19 protein-coding genes, 2 tRNA genes and 1 riboswitch are annotated in these 21,642 nt (G+C 72.9%); of the genes, 11 read left to right on the top strand and 10 right to left on the bottom strand.

Annotated features, from left to right (window positions below):
- Nucleotides 1-528, bottom strand: a 528-nt coding sequence (locus ACFY9E_RS12450) for a hypothetical protein (RefSeq protein WP_390982162.1), incomplete at its 3' end; no start/stop codon positions are given.
- A 122-nt stretch (nucleotides 529-650) separates the two neighbouring features.
- On the opposite strand from ACFY9E_RS12450, the gene ACFY9E_RS12445 reads away from it, so the two are divergent.
- Nucleotides 651-726 (top strand) — tRNA-Lys (locus tag ACFY9E_RS12445).
- Between the two features lie 57 nt (nucleotides 727-783).
- Here the strand turns inward: ACFY9E_RS12445 and ACFY9E_RS12440 are convergent.
- Nucleotides 784-1,644, bottom strand: a complete 861-nt coding sequence (locus ACFY9E_RS12440) for an RNA polymerase sigma factor SigF (protein ID WP_283974208.1) — start codon at nucleotides 1,642-1,644, stop codon at nucleotides 784-786.
- A 331-nt stretch (nucleotides 1,645-1,975) separates the two neighbouring features.
- Nucleotides 1,976-2,470, bottom strand: a complete 495-nt coding sequence (locus tag ACFY9E_RS12435; protein WP_390982159.1) for a MarR family transcriptional regulator — start codon at nucleotides 2,468-2,470, stop codon at nucleotides 1,976-1,978.
- Between the two features lie 150 nt (nucleotides 2,471-2,620).
- On the opposite strand from ACFY9E_RS12435, the gene ACFY9E_RS12430 reads away from it, so the two are divergent.
- The 5 genes from ACFY9E_RS12430 (at nucleotide 2,621) to ACFY9E_RS12410 (ending at nucleotide 6,774) form a co-directional block, all read left to right on the top strand.
- Complete coding sequence (locus ACFY9E_RS12430) at nucleotides 2,621-3,793, top strand: SpoIIE family protein phosphatase (RefSeq protein WP_390982156.1); 1,173 nt, start codon at nucleotides 2,621-2,623, stop codon at nucleotides 3,791-3,793.
- A 146-nt stretch (nucleotides 3,794-3,939) separates the two neighbouring features.
- Nucleotides 3,940-4,851 (top strand): RsbRD N-terminal domain-containing protein, encoded by a 912-nt coding sequence (locus ACFY9E_RS12425; RefSeq protein ID WP_390982153.1) that lies wholly within the window; start codon nucleotides 3,940-3,942, stop codon nucleotides 4,849-4,851.
- The gene (locus ACFY9E_RS12420; RefSeq protein WP_390982150.1) at nucleotides 4,848-5,261 is read left to right on the top strand and encodes an STAS domain-containing protein; all 414 of its coding nucleotides are present in this window, start codon (nucleotides 4,848-4,850) and stop codon (nucleotides 5,259-5,261) included. Before ACFY9E_RS12425 ends, ACFY9E_RS12420 begins: the two co-directional genes overlap by 4 nt.
- A complete protein-coding gene (locus ACFY9E_RS12415; RefSeq protein ID WP_390982147.1) occupies nucleotides 5,261-5,704 on the top strand; it encodes an ATP-binding protein in 444 nt (147 codons plus the stop codon). The genes ACFY9E_RS12420 and ACFY9E_RS12415 overlap by 1 nt, the downstream gene beginning before the upstream one ends.
- Nucleotides 5,704-6,774, top strand: coding sequence for a SpoIIE family protein phosphatase (locus ACFY9E_RS12410; RefSeq protein ID WP_390982144.1), 1,071 nt, complete (start codon nucleotides 5,704-5,706; stop codon nucleotides 6,772-6,774). Before ACFY9E_RS12415 ends, ACFY9E_RS12410 begins: the two co-directional genes overlap by 1 nt.
- Before the next feature lie 82 nt (nucleotides 6,775-6,856).
- Here the strand turns inward: ACFY9E_RS12410 and ACFY9E_RS12405 are convergent, their stop codons facing one another.
- From ACFY9E_RS12405 to ACFY9E_RS12395, 3 genes are all read right to left on the bottom strand, one after another.
- Complete coding sequence (locus ACFY9E_RS12405; protein WP_390982141.1) at nucleotides 6,857-7,357, bottom strand: MarR family transcriptional regulator; 501 nt, start codon at nucleotides 7,355-7,357, stop codon at nucleotides 6,857-6,859.
- A gap of 118 nt (nucleotides 7,358-7,475) precedes the next feature.
- On the bottom strand, nucleotides 7,476-8,117 hold the full coding sequence (gene ribA, locus ACFY9E_RS12400) for a GTP cyclohydrolase II RibA (protein WP_390982138.1): 642 nt from the start codon (nucleotides 8,115-8,117) through the stop codon (nucleotides 7,476-7,478).
- Between the two features lie 167 nt (nucleotides 8,118-8,284).
- Entirely contained in the window at nucleotides 8,285-8,800 is a 516-nt protein-coding gene (locus tag ACFY9E_RS12395; RefSeq protein ID WP_390982136.1) for a MarR family transcriptional regulator, read from the bottom strand.
- Between the two features lie 77 nt (nucleotides 8,801-8,877).
- Here ACFY9E_RS12395 and ACFY9E_RS12390 point away from each other — a divergent pair, with 77 nt between their 5' ends.
- The 4 genes from ACFY9E_RS12390 to ACFY9E_RS12375 all read left to right on the top strand — a co-directional run bounded on the left by ACFY9E_RS12390 (nucleotide 8,878) and on the right by ACFY9E_RS12375 (nucleotide 12,843).
- Nucleotides 8,878-10,008 carry a dihydrofolate reductase family protein gene (locus ACFY9E_RS12390; protein WP_390982134.1) on the top strand — a complete coding sequence of 377 codons (1,131 nt, stop codon included), beginning with the start codon at nucleotides 8,878-8,880 and terminating at the stop codon, nucleotides 10,006-10,008.
- Between the two features lie 173 nt (nucleotides 10,009-10,181).
- Nucleotides 10,182-10,255 (top strand) — tRNA-Met (locus ACFY9E_RS12385).
- A 298-nt stretch (nucleotides 10,256-10,553) separates the two neighbouring features.
- Nucleotides 10,554-10,710: riboswitch (cyclic di-AMP (ydaO/yuaA leader) on the top strand.
- A gap of 11 nt (nucleotides 10,711-10,721) precedes the next feature.
- The gene (locus tag ACFY9E_RS12380; RefSeq protein ID WP_390982131.1) at nucleotides 10,722-11,756 is read left to right on the top strand and encodes a peptidoglycan DD-metalloendopeptidase family protein; all 1,035 of its coding nucleotides are present in this window, start codon (nucleotides 10,722-10,724) and stop codon (nucleotides 11,754-11,756) included.
- Nucleotides 11,757-11,898: 142 nt separating this feature from the next.
- Nucleotides 11,899-12,843 (top strand): aldo/keto reductase, encoded by a 945-nt coding sequence (locus ACFY9E_RS12375; protein ID WP_390982129.1) that lies wholly within the window; start codon nucleotides 11,899-11,901, stop codon nucleotides 12,841-12,843.
- Nucleotides 12,844-12,847: 4 nt separating this feature from the next.
- On the opposite strand, the gene ACFY9E_RS12370 is transcribed toward ACFY9E_RS12375, so the two are convergent.
- From ACFY9E_RS12370 to ACFY9E_RS12355, 4 genes are all read right to left on the bottom strand, one after another.
- On the bottom strand, nucleotides 12,848-14,194 hold the full coding sequence (locus tag ACFY9E_RS12370) for a PrsW family glutamic-type intramembrane protease (RefSeq protein WP_390982127.1): 1,347 nt from the start codon (nucleotides 14,192-14,194) through the stop codon (nucleotides 12,848-12,850).
- 58 nt (nucleotides 14,195-14,252) lie between these two features.
- Nucleotides 14,253-15,101 carry a tRNA (guanosine(46)-N7)-methyltransferase TrmB gene (gene trmB, locus ACFY9E_RS12365; protein ID WP_390982124.1) on the bottom strand — a complete coding sequence of 283 codons (849 nt, stop codon included), beginning with the start codon at nucleotides 15,099-15,101 and terminating at the stop codon, nucleotides 14,253-14,255.
- A 532-nt stretch (nucleotides 15,102-15,633) separates the two neighbouring features.
- Nucleotides 15,634-16,839, bottom strand: a complete 1,206-nt coding sequence (gene lhgO, locus ACFY9E_RS12360; RefSeq protein ID WP_390982122.1) for an L-2-hydroxyglutarate oxidase — start codon at nucleotides 16,837-16,839, stop codon at nucleotides 15,634-15,636.
- A 76-nt stretch (nucleotides 16,840-16,915) separates the two neighbouring features.
- Complete coding sequence (locus tag ACFY9E_RS12355) at nucleotides 16,916-18,340, bottom strand: MFS transporter (RefSeq protein ID WP_283974864.1); 1,425 nt, start codon at nucleotides 18,338-18,340, stop codon at nucleotides 16,916-16,918.
- 824 nt (nucleotides 18,341-19,164) lie between these two features.
- Between ACFY9E_RS12355 and ACFY9E_RS12350 the strand changes: the two genes are divergently transcribed.
- On the top strand, nucleotides 19,165-21,282 hold the full coding sequence (locus ACFY9E_RS12350; RefSeq protein ID WP_390982119.1) for an asparagine synthase-related protein: 2,118 nt from the start codon (nucleotides 19,165-19,167) through the stop codon (nucleotides 21,280-21,282).
- Nucleotides 21,283-21,642: the final 360 nt, after the last annotated feature.

Genomic DNA, 21,642 nt, shown 5'->3' with positions numbered 1-21,642 from the left:
CGCCGGGACGACCGTCGTGATGACAACCGTGGTGGTGGCCGTTCCTTCGAGCGTCGTGACGACCGTGGTGGCCGTGGTTTCGAGCGTCGTGACGACAGTCGTGGTGGCGGTTTCCGCCGGGACGACCGTCGTGATGACAACCGTGGTGGTGGCCGTTCCTTCGAGCGTCGTGACGACCGTGGTGGCCGTGGTTTCGAGCGTCGTGACGACAGCCGCGGTGGTGGCTTCCGCCGGGACGACCGTCCGGGCCGCCCCTTCGAGCGTCGGGACGAGCGTGGTGGGCACCGTGGCAGCGACCGCCCCTTCAACCGCGACCGTCAGGGTGACCGCCCCGGTTTCCGCACCTCCGGTCACGACCGTCCCTCCGGCCGTCGTGACGAGCACCGCGGTGGCGGCTCGTTCCAGCGCCGCGAGGACAAGCCGCGCTGGAAGCGCAACGGCTGACATCAGCGCATGAGGAGCGCCGTGGTTTCCGTCCCAACGGGCGGGCCGCGGCGCTCTGTCGTTCGGGCGGGTGCGCGCGGACACGCCCGAACCGGTCGATCCGGGGCGCTCATCGGCCCTGTTCGTGCGTCCGGCAGGGCCGTCAGACCGATACCCGATCGGAGACGCGGCGTCGTCCGGCTATGCTCGTGGGGGCGACATCGCCTGGGCCCTTAGCTCAATTGGCAGAGCAGTGGACTTTTAATCCATTGGTTGTGGGTTCGAGTCCCACAGGGCCTACCAAGAAGCCCCGGTCCGGATCGTCTCCGGGCCGGGGCTCTTGTCGTTGCGGGGGCGGGGTCAGCCGGTGGCGAGCATCCCCGACCGCAGCCGGGCCACTGTGCGGGAGATCAGCCGGGACACGTGCATCTGGGAGATGCCGAGCCGGGCGCCGATCTCCGCCTGGGTCAGTTCCTCCACGAAGCGCAGGTGGAGGATGAGGCGCTGGCGTTCGTCGAGTTCGGCGACCAGGGGGGCCAGGGCGTGGAAGTTCTCGACGAGTTCGAGGGCCGGGTCCTCCTCGCCGATGAACTGGGAGAGCGTCGTGTCGCTCTCGTCGGGGTCGCCGGTGACCGTGGCGTCGAGGGAGGAGGACAGGTAGCCGTTGGCGGCGATCTGGGCCTCGACGACCTCTTCCTCCGTCAGGTTCATCAGGGCCGCCAGTTCGGCCACCTTCGGTGCGCGGCCGAGGCGGGAGGCGAGTTCCTCGGTGGCCTTGGCGAGTTCGGTGCGGGCTTCCTGGAGGCGGCGCGGCACGTGCACGGCCCAGGAGGTGTCGCGGAAGAACCGCTTGATCTCGCCGATGATGTACGGCACCGCGAAGCTGGTGAACTGGACCTCGCGGGAGACCTCGAACCGGTCGATGGCCTTGATCAGGCCGATGACGCCGACCTGGACGATGTCTTCCATCGACTGGCCGCTGGTGCGGAATCGGCGGGCCGCGAAGCGCACCAGAGACATGTTCATCTCGATGAGCGTGTTGCGGGCGTACTGGTATTCGGGTGTGCCTTCCTCGAGCACGGCGAGCCGGTCGAGGAACTGGCCGGTCAGCCCGCGTGCGTCCTGCGGGGCGAGCTTCTGGGGCTCGGCGATCTGCGGCAGTTCCTCACCGGTGTAGGTGGCGGAATCCGTCGTCGTGCCGATGCGCGTGGTCGCCGTCACGGGCCCTCCCTCTTGTTCCGGCCCGCTCCGATCCCCCGACAGGCCACCTCCAGCGCCGCTACCCGCCATCGCCCGGCTCATGCCCCGCATATGCCCCGGCGAGACGTTGACCACAGTCGGCGCAGGTCGAGGCGGTGGCGGGGTACCCGGTCCTGTACTGCGACGGTACGGGAAGAGGAGGGTGGGCGGTGCGGTGCGCAGGAGAAGGGCAAGGGGTTCGCGGAGCGGACAGTTGTCGTTTGACAACTATAGGTGGAGGGCAACAGCCTAGGCGTGCCGAACGTGCGGTGGGAAGGGACCGGAAGGACCGATTCCGTGCGCGGCGGGTGGTTCAGGCAGTCCGGGTGCCGGACGAGGGGGAGTCTTCGGAGTCGTCGTGTATCTGGGCCGCCGCCGCGTCGCAGAACGCCTCCAGCCCCTGCAGCAGCGCCACCCGCTTCGCCGCGGGCATCTGGTCGAGCACCGCGCGCAGCGCCTGCTCCCGGCGCACCCGCAGGTCGGCGAGGAAGGTACGGCCCCGGCCGCTGAGGTGCAGGCGTACCTCGCGCCGGTCGGCCGCACTCACCTCCCGCTCGACGAATCCGGCCGCCTGCAGCCGGTCGCAGAGCCGGCTGGTCGAGGGCGGTGTGGAGGCGAGGGAGTCGGCGAGCGTGCGCAGGTTGATGCCCTCGTGGTGTTCGAGGATGAGCAGCACCCGCAGCTGGGACGCGGAGGCCGGCGCCGTCGAGGCGCGGCCCCAGAGGACTTCCAGCAACTCCGCGGCCGTGGAGGTCACACGGGCGACCTCTGCTGGCTCAGGGCGGGGTCGGAGGGAAGTCACAGTCACACTCTCGCAGGCACCGGGATGGCCGTCAGCGTACTAGGCGTGACGTGAGCCGCCCGGGACCCGCTTGCCGCACCCGCTTCCCGGCCCGATGACAAGGAACCGTTTCCGAGGACGTGCCGACGTCCCACCGAGGATGGTGAACAGACCACCGTGACCACGATCACGCACAGATTCGTGGCCGCCGAGCGCGCCCTGCGCACGGCGGCCCCCCACCAGCTGCTGGACGCGGTCCGTCGTGTACTGACCGATCAGTACGCGGCGGACTCCGTCGAGCTTTTCCTGGCCGACTACGGACTGACGGTGCTCCAGCCGGTGTCCGTGCTGCCGCACACCCTCCAGCCGGTGTCCGTGCACAACAGCCCGGCGGGCCGGGCCTTCGGCGCGCAGGAGCCGTACGTGGAGGCCATTTCGGGTGATCTCGTACGGGTGCATCTGCCCGTCACCGTGCGCGGCGACCGTCTCGGGGTGCTGACCGTGACCCTGCCGGGCGGCGGGCACGCCGACGGCTGCCTGGGCGAGCTGGCCGAGATCGCCGAGGTGCTCGGCCACGAGGTCGTCGTGGCCGAGCGGGACACCGACGTGTATCTCCAGGCGCGCCGCCGGGACCGGCTGACGCTGGCCGCCGAGATGCAGTGGCAGCTGCTGCCGGGCCGCTCCTGCGCCCGCCCCGAGTACGAACTGGGTGCGCAGCTGGAACCGGCGTACGCGATCTTCGGCGACAACTTCGACTGGTCCGCCTCGGCCGACCGGCTCAGTCTCTACGTCACCAACGGCATGGGCGAGGGCATAGAGGCCTCGCTGCTGACGAACCTGGCGATCAACGCCCTGCGCAACGCGCGCCGGGCCGGGCTGCCCATCGACGACCAGGCGGCCCTGGCCGACCAGGCCGTGTACGCCCACTACCGGGGTCGTTGCTACCTCTCCATGCTGATGCTCGACTTCGAGCTGGCCACCGGGCGGGTCCGGGCGGTGGACGCCGGGTCGCCGCAGATGCTGCGGCTGCGCCGGGGCGCGGTGGAGCGGGTGCCCTTCGAGGCCCAGCTGCCGCTCGGGATGTTCGAGGAGACCGACTACGCCGTCCAGGAATTCCGCGCCGAGCCCGGCGACCGCCTGGTCTTCGTCAGCGACGGGGTGTACGACGTGGCCTCCCCGGGCGGCGAGGCCTACGGGGACGCGGCCCTGACCCGGGCGATCCAGTCGACCCGGCTGCTGCCGGCCGCCGAGGTGCCCCGGGCCGTCCTGCGCGAACTGACCGGTCACCGCGGCGAGTCCACGCAGGACGACGACGCCCTCGTGGTGTGTCTGGACTGGCGTGGCCGATAAGGGAGGGGGGAAGGCGCAGGTCGGGGGCGCCGGTGGGCAGTTGTTTGGTGGTGCTGTACGCCGGCACTAATGTTTGTCATACGGCAAGTAACGGCTGGGGCGCCGTCGCGCGACCTCGGTCCGGCCCGTGCAAGGGAGCGATGCAAGTGTCGGTGTCGGAAGAGAACGCGGAACAGGAACCGGCCGCATACCAGGTGAGCGCGTTCCTGGAGCGGCGCCGCGAGCAGATCGCCCAGCGGTGGGCGGACGCCGCGCTGTTCCGCACGGTCTTCACCGTGTCGCGTGACGAGGCGGTGGAGGCGGGCCGGGCCGTGACCGCCGCGCTGGCGGCCGTGGCGGCCTCGGGGCGGCTGGAGGACATCCGCGCCCCCGGCTTCGAGTCGGTGCGCGACCAGTTGGGGCGCATGGCGGCCTCCCGCGCCCGCACGGGCATCGACCCGGACGGGGTCGCCACCGAAGTGGCCGCCCTGCGTGAGCCGGTGGCCGACCTGCTGCGGGCGGAGTTCCCGGAGCCGTACGCCCCCGAGGCCCAGGAAGCCGTGGTGGCGCTGACCGTGCTCATGGGCACGCTGCGCCTGGTCGTGCTGGAGACGACGGTCAGTGCGGGTGAGGAGCTGATCGCCCGGCAGCGCGAGCAGTTGCACGAGGTGGCCACCCCGGTGATCAAACTCTGGGACAGCACGGTCGCGGTGCCGCTGATCGGCACCCTCGACAGCGCGCGCAGCCAGGTGGTCATGGAGAGCCTGCTGGACGCGATCGTCGCCGAGCGCGCCCGGTACGCCATCCTCGACATCACCGGCGTGCCCACCGTCGACTCGCTGGTCGCCCAGCACCTGATGAAGACCGTGGCGGCGGCCCGGCTGATGGGCGCCGAGTGCATCGTCTCCGGCATCCGGCCCGCGATCGCGCAGACGATCGTCCATCTCGGCATCGACCTCGGTACGGTGCTCACCCGTTCGAGCCTGGCGGACGCGCTCGCCTACGCCCTCAGTCAGCAGGGTGTCGAGATCGCACCGTTGCGGGCGGCCGGCGCGGCGGCGGACGCGGGCACGCGGTGACCGGGCCGGCGGGACACGGGCCCCTGGGCGGACACGGCTTCACGGTGCCGGTGCTCCAGCTGGGCGACGTCCTGCTCGTCACTCTCCAGGGGGAGCTGCACGACGGGATGGCCGAGCAGCTCCAGCAGGACGTCACGGACCGGATCTCGCACTCCCGGGTGACCGGGGTGGTGATCGACATCTCCGGTGTGGAGATCGTCGACTCGTTCCTGGGCCGGGTCCTCGCCGAGATCGCCGCCGGAGCCAAGCTGCTGGCGGCCCGTACGGTGCTGGCGGGGATGCGCCCGGCGGTGGCGATCACCCTGGTCGAGCTGGGGCTCACCCTGCCCGGCCTGCGGACGGCCCTGGACGTCGAACGTGCGATGGAGCTGCTCGGTGTGACCACGCGCCGGGGCGAGGGGAGTCCGTGATGCAGACTTCCCGCCATGCCGGCCCGGCCAGCCTGCCGATCGGCTCGGACGCCGATCTGGCCTGGGTGCGGCAGCAGGTCCGGCAGGCCGCCGCGGAGCTCGGTTTCGGGCTGGTGCAGCAGACCAAGCTCGTCACGGCGGCGAGCGAACTGGCCCGCAACACCCTCGTCCACGGCGGGGGTGGGCATGTGCAGATCACGCCGCTCACCCTGGGGCAGTCGCACGGGCTGCGGCTGGCCTTCGTCGACACCGGGCCCGGCATCCGCGACCTGGACCAGGCGCTGACCGACGGGTACACCAGCGGCGGCGGGCTGGGGCTCGGCCTGAGCGGGGCCAAGCGGCTCGTGCAGGAGTTCGAGGTGGACAGCCGGCCCGGTGAGGGGACCACCGTCACCGTCACCGCCTGGGCCACCGTCGTACCGCCCTCCCGGACGGTGCCGTGATGAGCAGGGTCTGGGACGTGCCGGTGGACGACTCGACCCGGGTGCGGGACGTCCGGGTGGCGGCCGAGGATGCCAGCGCCTGCGTCGGCCTGCCCCCGAACCGCACCGCGACCGCCGCGCTCGTGGCGACGGAGCTGGCGACCAACCTGCTGCGGCACGCGGGTGGCGGGCGTGTGCTGATCAACCTCGTCGGGCGTGCGCACGACGACGGCCACCGGCCGGTGGTGCAGCTCGTCTCGGTCGACCACGGCCCCGGCATCCCCGACGTCGCCGCGGCGATGCGCGACGGATACACCACGACCGTCGCCGCCTCGCTCGGCGCCGGGCTCGGCACGTGCCGGCGCATAGCGAACGACTTCGATCTGCACAGCGCCCCCGGCCGGGGCACCGTCGTGATGGCCCGGATCGGCCACGAGCCGGCCGTCCGCAACCAGGGGCCGCCCCCGCCCGGTCCGCGTGCCGGAGGTGTCAACGTCCCCCTCGGCCGGGCCGAGCAGTCCGGGGACGCCTGGGGCCGGGTGCGCGGCGGCGACCGTCTGACCCTGCTGCTCGCCGACGGGCTCGGGCACGGGGCGAAGGCGGCCGAGGCCTCCACGGCGGCGGTGACGGAGCTGCGCGGCGTGGCCGAGCTGCCGCCCCCCGAGATCCTGCGGAGGCTGGGCCGGGCCCTGCGTCCCACCCGGGGCGCGGCCGTGGCGGTGGCCCAGCTCGACGTGGGCGCCGGGGAGTTGAGCTTCGCCGGGATCGGCAACGTCGGCGCGCGGCTGCGGACGGACGGCAGGTGGAAGGCGCTGCTGTCCCATCCCGGCATCGTGGGCGCGCAGGCCCCGGCGTCCGTGCCCGTGCAGCGGGTGCCCTGGCAGGCCGACAGCCTGCTGGTCCTGCACAGCGACGGTCTGCCCAGCCGCTGGACGCCGCCCGACGACGGGGTGCTCCCCGGCTGCGACCCGGCGGTGGCGGCCGCGGTGGTGCTCCGCGACGCCGGGAGCGCGGCCCGGCCGACGCGGGACGACACCTGTGTGGCGGTACTGACCGCCGGCGGCGTGAGCCGACACGGCTCGGGGACCTGACGGGTGTTGAGGGGCCGGGCGACCGGCGGGGGTTCACCGGCGGCCGGCCGGTGAGAAGGCGCCGCCGGTACGCCTCCCGGGCTCACTCGATCCCGTCGGTGCCCGGTACCACCTTGTCCTGGGCGGTCAGGAACCCCCGCAATCCCTCGCGCAGTGCCGCCCGTTCGGCCGGTTCCATCGCCGCCAGCGCGGCGGCCAGGGCCTGGGTGCGGCGGCCGGCGACCTCCCCCAGCACATGCCGGCCGTGCGTGGTGAGCCACAGTTGCACCTCGCGGCGGGTGTCGGGGTGCGGGGCCCGCTCCAGCAGGCCGGCCGCGGCCAGGCGGTCGCAGAGGCGGCTGGCCGTGGGGAGGCCGATGTCCAGGCCTTCCGCGAGGGCCGTCAGATTCAGGCCGGGCGCCGCCTGCACGGTGCGCAGTGCCCGCAGCTGGTGCAGGGACAGGCGCAGGGACGCCTCCTGGGCGGCGACCGCCCACAGCGCCGTCAGACTCTCCACGGCATCGGCGATCTGCGATGCGACGGCCTCCGGGCCATTGCCCGGTCCCCTCGCCCGGTGGTCGCCGGGGCCGCCGAGATCGGTCACGAAACGGTCACTTCCATAGAGCTCCGGGTACTGATGAGGTCGCCCTCTTTCAAAGGCTGTACCCGAGGAACCGAGGGGCAAGCAGCTCGGTTCGGTGCCCGGCCGGACCGGGGGCGGTTCAGCCCGCGCTGAGTTCCGTCAGCGCGGCCAGCGGCAGCGTGTGCTGGGTCTGGAGGACCTTCGCGCGCAGGTAGCGGACGTTGTGGGCGGTCGTGAAGACGCCCGTGGGAACGCGGTCGCGCACGTCGACGCCCAGGGACCGCAACTGGCCCGCCTTGTCGGGGTTGTTGGAGAGCAGGTCCAGCTCGCCGATGCCCAGGGCCCGGAGCATCTGGGCCGCCGCCGTGTAGTCGCGGGCGTCCTCCGGCAGCCCCAGGGCCGCGTTCGCCTCGTAGGTGTCCAGGCCCTCGTCCTGGAGGGCGTAGGCGTCGAGCTTGTTGTAGAGGCCGATGCCCCGGCCCTCCTGGCGGAGGTAGAGGAGCACGCCGCCGCGCTCGGCTATGCGCTCGACCGCCTCGCGCAGCTGCGGGCCGCAGTCACAGCGGGCGGAGCCGAACACGTCCCCGGTCAGGCACTCGGAGTGCAGCCGCACCAGCGGGACCGGCCCCGGCTCGCCCAGGACGACGGCCACGTGCTCCTGCCCGTCGGCCAGCCCGTGGAAAGTGACGAGCTCGGCGTCGGCCTCGAAGCCGTCGTGGAAGCGCAGCGGGACCCGGACGCGGGAGCGGGGGGTGGCGAGGACGGCGGGTGTGTCGGGCATGCGGGGCCTCCGGGTTCCGTTTCCTGTTCGGCTGCACAGCCGTATTGCTTCAGATTTGAAGCAGATGCACGAGGGGAACCCTACTCGTGCTTGAAATTTGAAGCAACGACCGTCCGGGCCGGTGTGGTGCGCGTCACTGCCGCGTCACCCGCGCCTCACGCGTCGCGTCACGCGCAGGCCGACGACGACCTCCGCCGCCACGGCACGTCGTCCGCCGCCGGCCGCGCCCCGTCCTCCTGGAGCCCCTGCGCGATCGCCGCGGAGATCTTCTCCAGCTGCCCCACCTGCTCCTCGCTGAGCCGGTCGAACACAAAGCTCCGCACGGTCTCGACATGCCCGGGCGCCGCGCGCTCCAGCACGGCGAAGCCCTCGTCGGTCAGCGTGGCGATGCTGCCCCGCTTGTCGTCGGAGCAGGCCTCGCGCCGCAGCATGCCGTCCTTCTCCAGCCGCGTCACCGCGTAGGTGAGCCGGCTGCGCGTGATCTTCAGCCGCTCGGCGAGATCGGTCATGCGCAGCCGCCGTTCCGGGGACTCCGACAGGACGGACAGGATGGAGTAGTACAGGTGCGGCATGCCGGCGTCCTGCTGGAGCTGCCGGTCGATCGCGTCCTCCAGGAGCAGCGAGGCGGCGATGTAGGCGCGCCAGGCGCGCTGCTCATCGGGGGTGAGCCAGCGAGTCGTCATGCCGCCAGTGTAGGTTTGTTTCAAACTTGAACCAAGCCCGGTCCAGTCCCGCCGTCCCGACCAGCCGCGGAGCGCCGATGCCCCACCCGTACGTCCTGCTGTCCGCCGCCGTCTCCCTCGACGGCTACCTGGACGACACCGGACCCGACCGCCTGCTGCTGTCGAGCCCGGCCGACTTCGACCGGGTCGACGAGGTCCGCGCCTCGGTCGACGCGATCCTGATCGGCGCCGGCACCATCCGCGCCGACAACCCCCGGCTGCTGGTGAACTCCGAGGCGCGCCGGGCCGCCCGCACGGCCGCCGGGAAACCGGAGTACCCCCTGAAGGTCACCGTCAGCGGCTCCGGCGACCTCGACCCGGACGCCCGCTTCTGGCACACCGGCGGTGAGAAGGTCCTCTACACGACCGACCGGGGCGCCGGCCGCGCCCGTGCCCTCGGCCTCGCCACCGACGTCGTCCCGCTCGGGCCCGACCTCGACTGGCGGCGGCTCCTCACGCACCTGCACGACGTCCGGGGCGTACGCCGACTCATGGTCGAGGGCGGTGGCCTGATCCACACCCAGCTCCTCACCCAGGGCCTCGCCGACGAACTCCAGCTGGTCCTCGCCCCGCTCTTCGTGGGCGACCCCCGGGCACCCCGCCTCTTCGGCCCCGGCGGCTACCAGGACGGCCGCCTGCGGCTGCTGGAGTCGCGGCGGATCGAGGACGTCGTCCTCATGCGCTACGAGCCGACCGCCCCGGGCACCGGCCCCCTGCCCGCCGCCGCCGACCATCACTGGCTGGCCCTCGCCTGCGAACTGGCCGGCCACTGCCCGCCCTCGGACACGGCGTTCAGCGTGGGGGCGGTGGTGGTCGCCGCCGACGGCACGGAACTGGCCCGCGGCCACTCCCGCGAGGCCGGCGACCCGGTCGTGCACGCCGAGGAGGCGGCCCTGGCCAAACTCGACCCGGCCGATCCGCGCCTGCCCGGCGCGACGGTGTACAGCAGCCTGGAGCCCTGCGCCCGCCGCGCCTCCCGCCCCGCACCCTGCGCCCGGCTGATCCTCGACGCGGGTGTACGGCGGGTCGTCACGGCCTGGCGCGAGCCGGACACCTTCGTCGCGGACGCCGACGGCAGCGGCCTTCTCTCGGCCGCCGGAGTGGAGGTCGTCGTCCTGCCGGAGCACGAGGAGCGGGCCAAGGCCCCGAACCGCCACCTCCCGGGCTGAGTAGGGGCCGAGCGGCCCGACAGGTCGCGTCCGCACCGCCGTCCGCGTCAGTCGGCCGGCACCGACGACCTGTTCACCGCCTGGGAAACCTCACTCACACGGGCACCCCGGGTGGCTGAGCGGCGGGTGTGCACGAGCGGTCCCGCGGATGGCGTACACTGGAGTCACAACGACGCGGGGTGGAGCAGCTCGGTAGCTCGCTGGGCTCATAACCCAGAGGTCGCAGGTTCAAATCCTGTCCCCGCTACTGAAGGCCGAGGGCCGGAATCCGAAAGGGTTCCGGCCCTCGGTGCATTTCCCCGTGACCCTCACGACGGCCCTTACGCTCGGTGAGCGAACCGTCCGGTTCCGCATAACAACTGACACACCGTCAAAACCCCTCAGTCACTTGCGATGCGGTCAACTCGCCCGATTTAAGCCGGTCATGGCAGTAAGTCCGCGCGAAAAAGGTTAATGATCAAGTGGAATCGCTGGAATACACCTCGCGCGTCTATTAACGTTCGATAACGCAGCGCGGTCGTCCCAGCCGTCACAGAAGGCGGCTCCGTGCGCACGCGCCGAATCCCGAAAGGGAACCGGGGAACCACCACTTGGGGTGAATCGCGCGGATACCACCGTGGAAGCACGGCGGGTATACGCGCGTAGGAGACCTTCCTGCTCCGAACCCGTCAGCTAACCCGGTAGGCGAGAAGGAAGGAAAGGAGCACGCCCACGTGGCGTCCAACCGGCCTGCCCCCGCGGCCCCGTTCGCGCCGAAGCGCGACACCGAAACCTTCGGCTACGGCGGTCAGCACACCGACGAGGGCCCGTTCCAGGAGTGGAACCCCACCGAGGAGTCCATCCGTCCCGTCCGTGGCCGGCACCGCGTCACCAAGCAGCGCGGCGGAGGTCTCGCCCGCAGCTCCACCGTCCTCGGCGTCGGCGTCATAGCCGCCGTGGGTGCCGGCGGCATGGCCAGCGCCCAGACCGGCAAGCCCCCGGTGTCCATCTCCGTGCCGGACCTGCCCTCGGTGGGTTCCCTCATCTCGGACGACGACACCCCCGAAGGTTCCGCCACCCCGCTCAGCAGCCTCGGCACCGCCACGGCGGACCCCGAGCAGGGCACCTCCGGTGCCGGCGCCGGCGAGGCGCTGCGCGCCCGGATCATGGCGCAGGTCGAGCACCAGCAGGACCAGATCGAGACCAAGGCCGCCCAGGACGCGGCGGCCGCCGCCGAGAAGGCGGCGGCGGAAGCCGTCGCCAAGGCGGAGAAGGAAGCCAAGGCCAAGGCCGCCGAAGCCAAGAAGAAGGCGGAGGAAGAGGCCGAGAAGAAGGCCGAGGCCGAGCGGCTCGCCGCCCTCGCCAAGCAGTTCACGCTGCCGACCTCCTCGTACACCATCACCTCCAGCTTCGGCCAGGCCGGTGCCTACTGGTCCTCCGGCTACCACACCGGCCTCGACTTCGCCGCCCCCACGGGCACGCCGATCAAGGCGGTGCACAGCGGCACCATCACCGAGGCGGGCTGGAACGGCTCGTACGGCTACAAGACCGTCCTCACCCTCGATGACGGCACCGAGATCTGGTACGCGCACCAGTCGTCCATCGGCGTCAGCGTCGGCCAGAAGGTCAGCACCGGCGACGTCATCGGCCGCGTGGGCGCCACCGGCAACGTCACCGGGGCGCACCTCCACCTGGAGGTCCACTCCGGTGGATCCGCGAGTGGCATCGACCCGATGGCGTGGCTGCGGGGCAAGGGACTGAACCCGTAAGCAACACCGACTCGTTGAAGCACCGGCGGCCCTGACGACGACCCCCCCGACGTCAGGGCCGCCGGTTTTCCGGTGCGGTGTTCACGGGAGCTTCGCGGCCCTTGCGGAATGAGGCGTTCCCCTGCGGTCGTTGCCACAGAGCATGACGTCCCTTCGCAAGCTCGGCTCCTCCGACCTCCAGGTCTTCCCCCTCGCCCTCGGCGGCAACGTCTTCGGCTGGACCGCCGACCAGGACCGGTCGTTCGCCGTCCTCGACGCCTACACCGAGGCCGGCGGCAACTTCGTCGACACCGCCGACGTCTACTCGGCGTGGGCCGACGGCAACCAGGGCGGGGAGTCGGAGACCATCCTCGGCACGTGGCTGGAGGCGCGCGGCAACCGCTCCGATGTCGTCGTCGCCACGAAGGTCGGCCAGCACCCCGGCTTCCAGGGCCTGTCCGCCGCCAACATCAAGGCCGCCGCCGACGCCTCCCTGCGCCGCCTGCGCACCGACTACATCGACCTCTACTACACGCACTTCGACCGGCCCGACGTGCCCGTCGAGGAGATCATCGGCGCGCTCGACACCCTCGTGAAGGCCGGGAAGGTGCGGCACATCGCCGCCTCCAACATCTCCGCCGAGCGGCTGCGGGAGTCCCTGGAGTTCTCCGACCGCGAGGGACTGGCCCGGTACGTGGCTCTCCAGCCCCAGTACAACCTGGTCTCCCGCGACACCTACGAGGGCGAGCTCCAGGACCTAGCCGAGCGGAGCGGCCTCGCGGCCGTTCCGTACTCCGCGCTCGCGTCCGGCTTCCTCACCGGCAAGTACCGGCCCGGTACGACGGTCGAGAGCGCGCGGGCGGGCGGGGCCGCCAAGCACCTGGAGACCGAACGGGGGCGGCGGGTCCTCGGCGCCCTCGACGAGATCGCCGGCACGCACGACGTCCCCGTGGCCACGGTGGCCCTCGCCTGGCTCGCCGCCCGGCCGACCGTGACGGCGCCGATCGCCTCCGCACGGACGGTGGAGCAGCTGCCCGCACTGGTCGGCGTCGGGGAGCTGACCCTCTCGGAGGCCGAGGTCGAGCGGCTCACGGAGGCCTCGGCCTGAGCCCCTAGGAACGGTACGGGTTGTACGCGGGGTACGGCGCCGGCCGGTGGCCGTAGCCGTACACCCCGTACACCGGCCAGGGCGGGGCCACCACCGGGACCGGAGGGGCCGTGATCCGGGCCGCGTGGTCCAGCGCCGGGCGGGCCACCTCCCGGCGTCGCCACAGCTCGCCGAGCAGCTCCCCCTCCCGTACGGCGAAGCCGGCGCCGGCGCCGCCGCGCCGGGCCCGGTGCCGCAGGAACGCCAGCGATGTCGCGTACGCCTCGTACCGCGCCACCTCCCGGGCCGCCGCCCTGCCCGCGTGCCGGCGGGCGTACTGGCGGGCGATCCGCCGGGCCCGCATCGAGCCGAGCGCGAACGGCTCGGCGGGGGTCAGCCAGCCGGCCACGGCGTAGGCGGGCAGCTCCGCCCGCACGGTCTTCAGCTCCCGCTGCCGGGTCCAGATCACCAGCCACGTCAGCAGCCCGAAGATGGGCACCATGAACGCCGTGTACACGGCGAAGAACCCGTACTCGCCGAACGCCGACGAGCCGTTCCACATCGCGTGCATGCCCATCGCGAGCAGCAGCCCGGACAGCGGGAAGGCGACGCGGCGCAGATGCCGGCGGTCCGCCGAGAGCGCGGAGATGCCGAAGCCGATGCCGGTGAGGACCGTGAACAGCGGGTGCGCGAACGGCGACATGATGATGCGCACGAAGAAGGTCGCCGCCGTGACGGAGGCGATGCCGGTGCCGCCGGTGAGCTGGTCGGTGCCGAAGGCGGTGCCCAGGTAGAGGATGTTCTCCGTGAACGCGAAGCCGGTGGCGGTCACCCCGGCTATGACGACGCCGTCGACGATGCCGGTGAAGTCACGGCGCCGGAAGAGGAAGACCAGGAGGACGGCCGCCGCCTTGGCGGACTCCTCGACCACCGGCGCTATCACCGTCGCGCCCAGGGTGTCCGCGCTGGACGGGTCCGCCGTCGCCGTCGCTACCCATCTCGTCGCGAAGCTGTTGGCGACGATCGCTATCAGCGCCGCCGCGCAGGCGCCCCAGGCGAAGCAGAACACCAGGTTCCGCCAGGGGCCGGGCTCGACCCGGTCCAGCCAGCGGAACGCGGCTATCAGCAGGGGCACCGGGAGGACGGCCAGCCCCAGCCCGACCAGGAACCCTTCCGTGCCGGTCTCCTCGCGGACCAGGGCGAGGATGACCAGGCCGGATATCGCGAGGAGCGTGCTCAGCGCGCCGTAGCGCACCCAGGCGCGCTGCCACCAGTGGGCGTGCCGCGAGGAGCCAGCTGTGCCCGAGCCGACGAAGGGTTGGCCGTCGGTGGGACTGCTGGGGTAGGACGGATGTGGGGGGCTGGTGGCCACGGCATTGACCCTAACGACGGATGGGCGCTGTCCGCAGGCGGAGAGGTGCCAAGGGTGGTCAGGCGCCGGCGGGGGACTGGTCCACGTGCTGTACGCGACGGAAGAGGAGGTCGTTCACGACATGTCCCTTGTCCAGTCCCTGGCCCTCGAAACGGGTCAGCGGCCGGAAGTCGGGGCGCGGCGCGAAACCACCGTCGGCCTGCGTGTTCTCGAAGTCGGGGTGCGCCGTGAGGACATCGAGCATCTGTTCGGCGTACGGCTCCCAGTCGGTGGCGCAGTGGAGGATCGCGCCGGGCCTGAGGCGGGTTGCGGCGAGATCGAGGAAGTCGGGCTGGATGATCCTGCGCTTGTGGTGCCGCTTCTTGGGCCAGGGGTCGGGGAAGTAGACGCGCAGACCGCCGAGGGAGTCCGGGGCGAGCATCTCGCGCAGGAGGATGATCGCGTCGCCGTTGCCGACCCGGATGTTGGACAGGCCGTTGCGGTCGGCGAGGTTGAGCAGGTTGCCCTGGCCGGGGGTGTGGACGTCGACGGCGAGGATGTTCGTGGCGGGGTCGGCGGCGGCCATCTGGGCGGTGGCCTCGCCCATGCCGAAGCCGATCTCCAGGACGACGGGGTTGTCGTTGCCGAACAGCTCGGGCAGGTCGAGGGCCCGGCCGTCGATGTCGAGGCCCCACTTGGGCCACAGGCGCTGCAGCGCGTCCGCCTGACCGGCGGTGACGCGGCTGCGCCGCGGTTGGAAACTCCGGATGCGCCGCTCGAAGTGCGACCCGGCGGGATCGGCTTTCGGCCCGTCGGGGAAGCGCGGCTCTCCCTTGGCCCGGGTACGCCGGACGGAGTCACCGGGCGCCTGCGGGTGGGCGTGCGGGTGCGGGTGCGGGTCTTCGGGGGTGTTCACGGAGTCAGACACAGTGCCCTTGATTTTACGGCGGTGGTGCGGTGCGTACCCGCCGGTGGGGGTGGGCGTGCTTACGCCTGACGCCGGGGGTGGTTGGGCCGCGCCTGGGTGTCCGTCCTCGGAACGGCGCGGTGGGGCGCCCTGCCGGCCGACTGCCTGTTGACGCGCCTACCGCTGCGGGCGGACGCCCCCCGGCCCGTCCCCTTCTCGCGGTACGCGGGGTGCTGGGACGTCCCGCTTCGCGCGCGGCAGGCGCAGGCTGTGCTCGCCCGCCCCGCCGGCGTGTGAGGCCGGCCGCCGGTCCCGCCCGGCTGTCGGCGTGTGGGGTAGCCCGCCGGTCCGGCTCGGCTGCGGGTGTGTGGGGCAGGCCGCCGGTCCGGCTCGGCTGCGGGTGTGCGGGTGTGCGGGCGAGAGGGCGGAGGGCATGCGGGCAGCGGGTCGCTGGGTTGCTGGGGCGGTGGGGGAGGGTGGGCGCCGGGGGGACCCGCGTCGCCGGGGTGCGGGGCCGACCGGGCCCGGCGGGGTCGCCGGGCGTCCGGAGAGCTCACAACGCTGCCAGCGCCCTCCGTGCCACCTCCCGGCCGATCGGCAGGGACGCCGTGGCCGCGGGCGACGGTGCGTTCAGGACGTGCACCGCGCGAGGGCCCTCGCGGATCAGGAAGTCGTCGACCAGGGTTCCGTCGCGGAGGACCGCCTGGGCGCGCACACCCGCCGCCGTCGGCACCAGGTCGCCCTCGGACACCGCGGGCAGCAGCCTGCCCACCGCGTCCGTGAACGCCGTCTTGGACAGAGACCGCCGCAGCTCACCCGCCCCGTACCGCCAGTGCCGGCGGGCGATCTGCCAGGAGCCGGGCCAGGCCAGGGTCGAGCCCAGCTCGCGCAGGCGGACCGTGCCCCATCCGTACCCCTCGCGGGCCAGCGCCGGCACCGCGTTGGGCCCGACATGGACGCTCCCGTCGATTCCTCGCGTGAGATGCACCCCGAGGAACGGGAACGCCGGGTCGGGCACGGGATAGACCAGGCCCCGCACCAGCTCCGGCCGGGCCAGCTCGTAGTACTCGCCACGGAACGGCACGATCCGCATGTCCGGGTCGTCCCCGGTGAGCCGGGCGATCTCGTCGCACTGAAGGCCCGCGCAGTTCACCAGGACCCGCCCGCGTACAACGTCCCCGGCGGCCGTCAGCACGGCCACCCCCCGCTCGGGACGCCGGTCGACGCGCACGACCCGCGTGCCGTAGCGGATCTCCGCACCCGAGCCGTGGGCCAGCTGGCGGGCGACCGCGACGAAGTCGCAGATGCCCGTCGTGCCCACGTGTATCGCGGCGAGGCCGCGCACCTCCGGCTCGTACTCCGCGATCTGGGAGGCGCCCAGCTCCCGCACCGGGATCCCGTTCTCCCGGCCGCGCTGCACCAGCGCGTGCAGGCGGGGCAGCTCCGCGCGGTCGGTGGCGACGATCAGCTTGCCGGTGACCGCGTGGGGGATGCCGTACTCGGCGCAGAACTTGACCATCTCCGCCGCGCCCCGCACCGCGTAGCGCGCCTTGAGGGAGCCGGGGCGGTAGTAGACGCCGCTGTGGATGACGCCGCTGTTGCGGCCGGTCTGGTGGCGGGCCGGGCCCGGTTCCTTCTCCAGGACGGTGACACGTGTGCCCGGTGCGGCGCGTGTGATCGCGTACGCCGTCGACAGACCGACGATTCCGCCGCCGATCACCAGCACGTCACAGTCGTATCCGGCCCGCACGCGCACCACCTCCCGCCTCGATAGTGCACTGCGCCACTGACAATGCCTTCAAACGCGGCGGGACGAACGGCCTACCCGCACCCGGCTACGCAGGAGTCATCAGCAGCGGCCTCGCACGCTCACGGAGCTCCACCACCCGTGGCTCGTCACCGTACGGCTCCAGACGGTGCAGGAGGTCCTTCACGTACTCGGTGGTGCGGGCCGAGGAGATCCGCCCGGCGACCTCCACCGCCCGCACCCCCTGCTCGCACGCGGCGTCCAGGTTCCCCGACTCCAGTTCGGCGACCGCGGAGACGACCAGGCGCAGGCCGTGCGAGCGGACGAACTCCTCCGTCGGCTTCGACAGGGCCTGCTCGGTGAAGCGGCGGACCTGGCGGGGCGCCTTGAGGTCGCGGTAGCACTCGGCCGCGTCGGCGGCGAAACGGTCGTAGGAGTAGAAGCCGAGCCAGCTCGGGTCGTTGTCGCCGGGGCGGGCGCGCTCCAGCCAGCTCTCGGCCGCCTTCAGGGCGCCGCCGGCGGCCTGGGCGTCGTTCGCACGCGCGTGTGCCCGGGCCTCGACCAGGCGGAAGAAGCTCATGGTGCGGGCCGTGGCCAGTCCGCGGTTGCGTTCGAGGGCGGCCTGGGCGAGGTCCACGCCCTCGTCGCCGAAGCCGCGGTAGGTGGCCTGGAGCGACATGGAGGCCAGCACGTAGCCCCCGAGGGGGACATCCGCCGCCGCCCGGGCCAGGCGCAGGGCCTGGATGTAGTAGCGCTGGGCGGCTTCCTGCTGGCCCGTGTCGAAGGCCATCCAGCCCGCGAGACGGGTGAGTTCGGCGGAGGCGCCGAAGAGGGCCCGGCCGACCTCGTCGGAGTACGAGCCGAGCAGCAGGGGGGCGGCCTCCACCCGTAAGCATTCGGGGACCATGGACGAACGCCAGTCGCCGCCGCCGTACTTGGAGTCCCAGCGCCGCGCGTCCTCGGCGGCCTCCCGCAGCTTCTGCACATCGCTGTGGCCGACTTTGAGCGGTGCGCCGGAGCCCTCGCCGGGGCCCACGTCACGCGCGACCGAACTGTCGGCCGGGGTTATCAGCCACCGTGAGGCGGGCGTTGCGTATGCGCTCACCGCGAACGATCCGGCCAGCGACTGCCAGATACCGCCCGAACCGGCCCGGCGGCCGGCGAGGTCGAGGCGGTACAGATCCGTCGCCGAGCGCACCGCCTGCCCGACGTCCCGCGGGAAGGCGAGGCCGACTTCGGGTGCCGGGTCCGCGTCGGCCAGCCCGATCTCGTGGAGCGGCACCGGGCGGCCGAGCTTCTGGCCGATGGCGGCGGCGATGAGGTGCGGCGCGGCACCCTGCGGCACCATGCCCTTCGACACCCAGCGCGCCACCGACGTCTTGTCATAGCGAAGCGTCAGACCGCGCTGGGCGCCAAGATCGTTGACGCGCCGCGCGAGGCCCGCGTTGGAAATTCCCGCGAGGGCGAGAACGGCGCCGAGTTTGTCGTTCGGCCCGCGTTGCTCCCTGGACATGCGCCACCCCTCGACACAGACGGCTGCCGCACTGGCATAACCGTGCGGCATTCGTAAACCCAGCGTAGTTCGCCGCATCCCAAGCGTTAAGGGGCATTCTTCCGGTTGGCGGGATTGTGGTCCGTACTGAAGTGCGGTTCAGATACGGGCTGTTGCGACGTGCTCCCACTGTGTGGCCGTGCGCCTGTCCGTGCGCTCTTCTCCGGCCACCGCGGGAGCGGTTCCATGGTCATTGCGTGGGTCGGCCCGCTGTACTGGATCCAGCGGGCTGGGGGACACCGCCGCCTTCATCCCCGCGGGCGGCGGAACGGTCCGGGAGGCGTGCTCCGTCTCCCGGACTGCGCGGCCGGGTGGCAGGGTGCGGAGCCTGTACGGAGAGTGTTCGAGGCTGTCCGCGTGACGCCGATTTGGCCGAAAATCGACCCCGCCGGTCTTGGGGTATCAGGCCTCCGACCATGGCACTTGAGGGCGCGTCCGGTGTGATTGGGGCGCGTTTCGGGGGCGCATTCGCGTCGCAGTCGTACCGGAGACATGTCGCTGGCGTGCCTTGATTCTTGGCGGTCCCTTCCTTTTCCTCCTCCGCCGCGCTCCTGTTTCCCTTCCGGTTCCCTTCCGGATTTTCCGCCCTGCCGCTCGCTGCCGCCGCCCGGGTCTCCTTGTGGCGTGCGGGTGTTCGGGGTGTTCGGGGCGGTGCGGGCGGCTCCGCCGGGGCGCATTCGACGGAGCGCAAGCGGCGTCGGCACCCTCTGGAACGCCTCCTTCATGGCAGCATGGTGAACCGGTTCGTACGGTGCACTGGTTGTCCACAGCCTGTGGAGGCGGCGATGCGGTGGTTGGTGGGATGGAGCAGCACCGCCGCGGGAGCCGTCGCTGCCGGCTCGGCGGGGGCGACCGGCAGCGAGGGTGAGACGCTGCACCCGGTCGGGTCCCAACTCCTGTGGGGCGACCCCGATCCCCTGTGGGCGGTCGGCGACTGGCGCCCCGACGAGGTGCGCGTCGTGAAGGCCGACGACCGGACGCGCATCGCCGTCCTCGGCATCTGCGGCGCCACCGACGAGCAGTTGCGCGTCGCGCTGTTCGCCGCGCGCGGCGGGGCACTTCGGCATCTGACCGCCTGGCCGGGCAGCTACACGGCGATCGTCCAGGTCGGCAGGCGGATCACCGTCTGCGGCGATCTCGCGGGCGCGCGGCCGGTGTTCCACACGCCCTGGGCCGGCGGAACGGCGTACGCGACCGCCGCGCTGCCGCTGGCCGATCTCATCGAGGCCAACCTCGACTTCGGGCACCTCGCCGCGCTGCTGGCCGCCCCGGACGTGCCCGCCGCGCTGCACGACTCCACGCCGTACGACGGCGTGAAGCGCATTCCGCCCGGGCATGCCCTCATCCTGCGCGCCGGGGCGCGCGAGATCGCCGGGTACGAGCCGGTCGCCTCGCTGGCCGTGGCGGCGCCCCCGGCCGATCCGGACAGCGCGGTCGACGCGGTGCGCGACGCGCTCGTGGAAGCCGTACGGACACGGCTGTCCGCGCCTCGGCACGTCCCCGGAGCGGACATCGACCCGGGCCCCGTGCCCGGCATGGGCCCTGCCGAGCGGCGTGCCGCGCGCGGGATGCCGGTGCCGGGGATCGGCGCGGACCTCTCCGGCGGGCCGGCCTCCGGGGCACTGGCGCTGCTGGCCGCGGGACTGCCCGGGATGCCGGGCACGGTGCTCGGCCACGGCACGGGCGCGGGGGAGCGGCTGCTGGCCGTCACGTTCAACGACCTCGCCGTCGGGGGCCGGGAGGCCGAACTGGAGCGGGCGGGCGCGCTGGCGGCCAACCCCCGGCTGCACCACGTCGTCGTGGCCGGTGACGAGCAGACCCTTCCGTACGCCGACCTGGACGGGCCGCTGACCGACGAACCCGGGCCGTGCCTGGTGTCGGCGGCACGCCATCGGGCCCGGCTCGCGGCGGGCAGCGCCGACCACTTCACGGGGTACGGGGCGCGCCAGGTGCTGGACGCCCATCCCGCGCGGCTCGCCGACCTGCTGATGGACCGCCGGCGGCGTCATCTCGTACGGCCGGTCGCCGCGCTGGCCAAGGCGGACGGGTCGGTGCTGGTGCCCGCGCGCGTGTACGCGGCGGCGCGGCGGTTGTCCCGTACGCCGTACCGGTCGGGTGTCGAGTCCCTCGCCGAGCGCCTCCTCGACCCCCGCTCCGACGACGGGCTCGACGCGCCCGGCGGTGCGCTGGATGCCTCGCTCGCCGCGCTGACCTGGGGGAGACCCGGGCCGGCGGCGCGCTGGCTGACCGGTGAGGCGCTCGCTGAAGTATCGGTTCGTCTTCAGGCGTCGACACACCGGTCGGAGCTGGTGGGGCCGGGGCAACGGCCGGGGGACTTCCGGGCGCGCGCGGCGCTGGCACGGCACGCGGCGGACCTGCGGGTGCTGGAGCAGGCCGCGGAGGTCCGCTTCCAGCGGCTGCACGCGCCGTTCCTCGACAACCAGGTCGTCCGCGCGGCCCGGGCGCTGCCGGAAGCGCTGCGGGTGCGGCCGGGGGCCCGGGCGGCGATCCTGCGTACGGTGCTGGAAGGCGCCGGCGTCCGGGAGCTGCCGCCCGGCTGGGGCGCCCCGACCCAGGCGACCGCGGCGGCCGCGGAGCGCACGGGGCTGCGCGTGGCGGCGGACTCCCTGGTCGCCCTGTTCGACACCCCGCTGCTGGCGGAGGCGGGCCTGGTCGAGGCCCGGGTGGTCCGCAAGGCGCTGCGCGGCGCGGCGGCGGGCGAACCCCTCCCCCTGGACGGCCTCGCGGACCTGGTCTCCCTGGAACTGTGGCTCCGCCGCCTGCTCTCGCGCCGCGGCACCTGCTGGACGGGGACACCGGCCCGGCAGCGCGCGGTACCGGCGGGGATCGCCCCGCAGCGGGGGGCGTTGGGAGCGGGGGCCGGTGGGGGACGTCGGGTTTAGCGCCCGTATCCGTGCCCGCCTCTGCTTCCGCGTGTGTCCTTGCCGGGTCCGTGGGTGTGCGCGTGCTCGCGCCGGCGCCGGTGGGTGGGCCGGGGCCACATCGGGTGTCGTCCGGCCTCGGAACGGCGTGATGGGATGCCGTGCCGACTGACGGTCCGTCGACGCGCCGATCGCCGCGGGTGGGCGGCCCCGACATGTTCCCCTCGCGTTGTCCGGCGGGTGTGACTCCGTCTGGCTGCGGGCACGCACGGCCGGTTGCGGTGGGTCGACGCGCCGATCGCCGCGGGTGGGCGGCCCCGACATGTTCCCCTCGCGTTGTCCGGCGGGTGTGACTCCGTCTGGCTGCGGGCACGCACGGCC

Origin of the sequence: Streptomyces sp. NPDC012466 (assembly GCF_042955215.1) — a bacterium.
GTDB lineage: Bacteria > Actinomycetota > Actinomycetes > Streptomycetales > Streptomycetaceae > Streptomyces.
The sequence above is the reverse complement of the archived record's forward strand: the minus strand, read 5'-3'. Positions and strand labels throughout refer to the sequence as shown.

Bases quoted from the DNA above. Each gene is read 5' to 3' on its own strand.
- ACFY9E_RS12375 (WP_390982129.1), top strand. From the start codon at position 11,899: ATGACGTCCCTTCGCAAGCTCGGCTCCTCCGACCTCCAGGTCTTCCCC.
- ACFY9E_RS12415 (WP_390982147.1), top strand. From the start codon at position 5,261: ATGCAGACTTCCCGCCATGCCGGCCCGGCCAGCCTGCCGATCGGCTCG.
- ACFY9E_RS12410 (WP_390982144.1), top strand. From the start codon at position 5,704: ATGAGCAGGGTCTGGGACGTGCCGGTGGACGACTCGACCCGGGTGCGG.
- ACFY9E_RS12355 (WP_283974864.1), bottom strand. From the start codon at position 18,340: ATGTCCAGGGAGCAACGCGGGCCGAACGACAAACTCGGCGCCGTTCTC.
- ACFY9E_RS12395 (WP_390982136.1), bottom strand. From the start codon at position 8,800: ATGACGACTCGCTGGCTCACCCCCGATGAGCAGCGCGCCTGGCGCGCC.
- ribA (WP_390982138.1), bottom strand. From the start codon at position 8,117: ATGCCCGACACACCCGCCGTCCTCGCCACCCCCCGCTCCCGCGTCCGG.
- ACFY9E_RS12350 (WP_390982119.1), top strand. From the start codon at position 19,165: ATGCGGTGGTTGGTGGGATGGAGCAGCACCGCCGCGGGAGCCGTCGCT.
- ACFY9E_RS12390 (WP_390982134.1), top strand. From the start codon at position 8,878: ATGCCCCACCCGTACGTCCTGCTGTCCGCCGCCGTCTCCCTCGACGGC.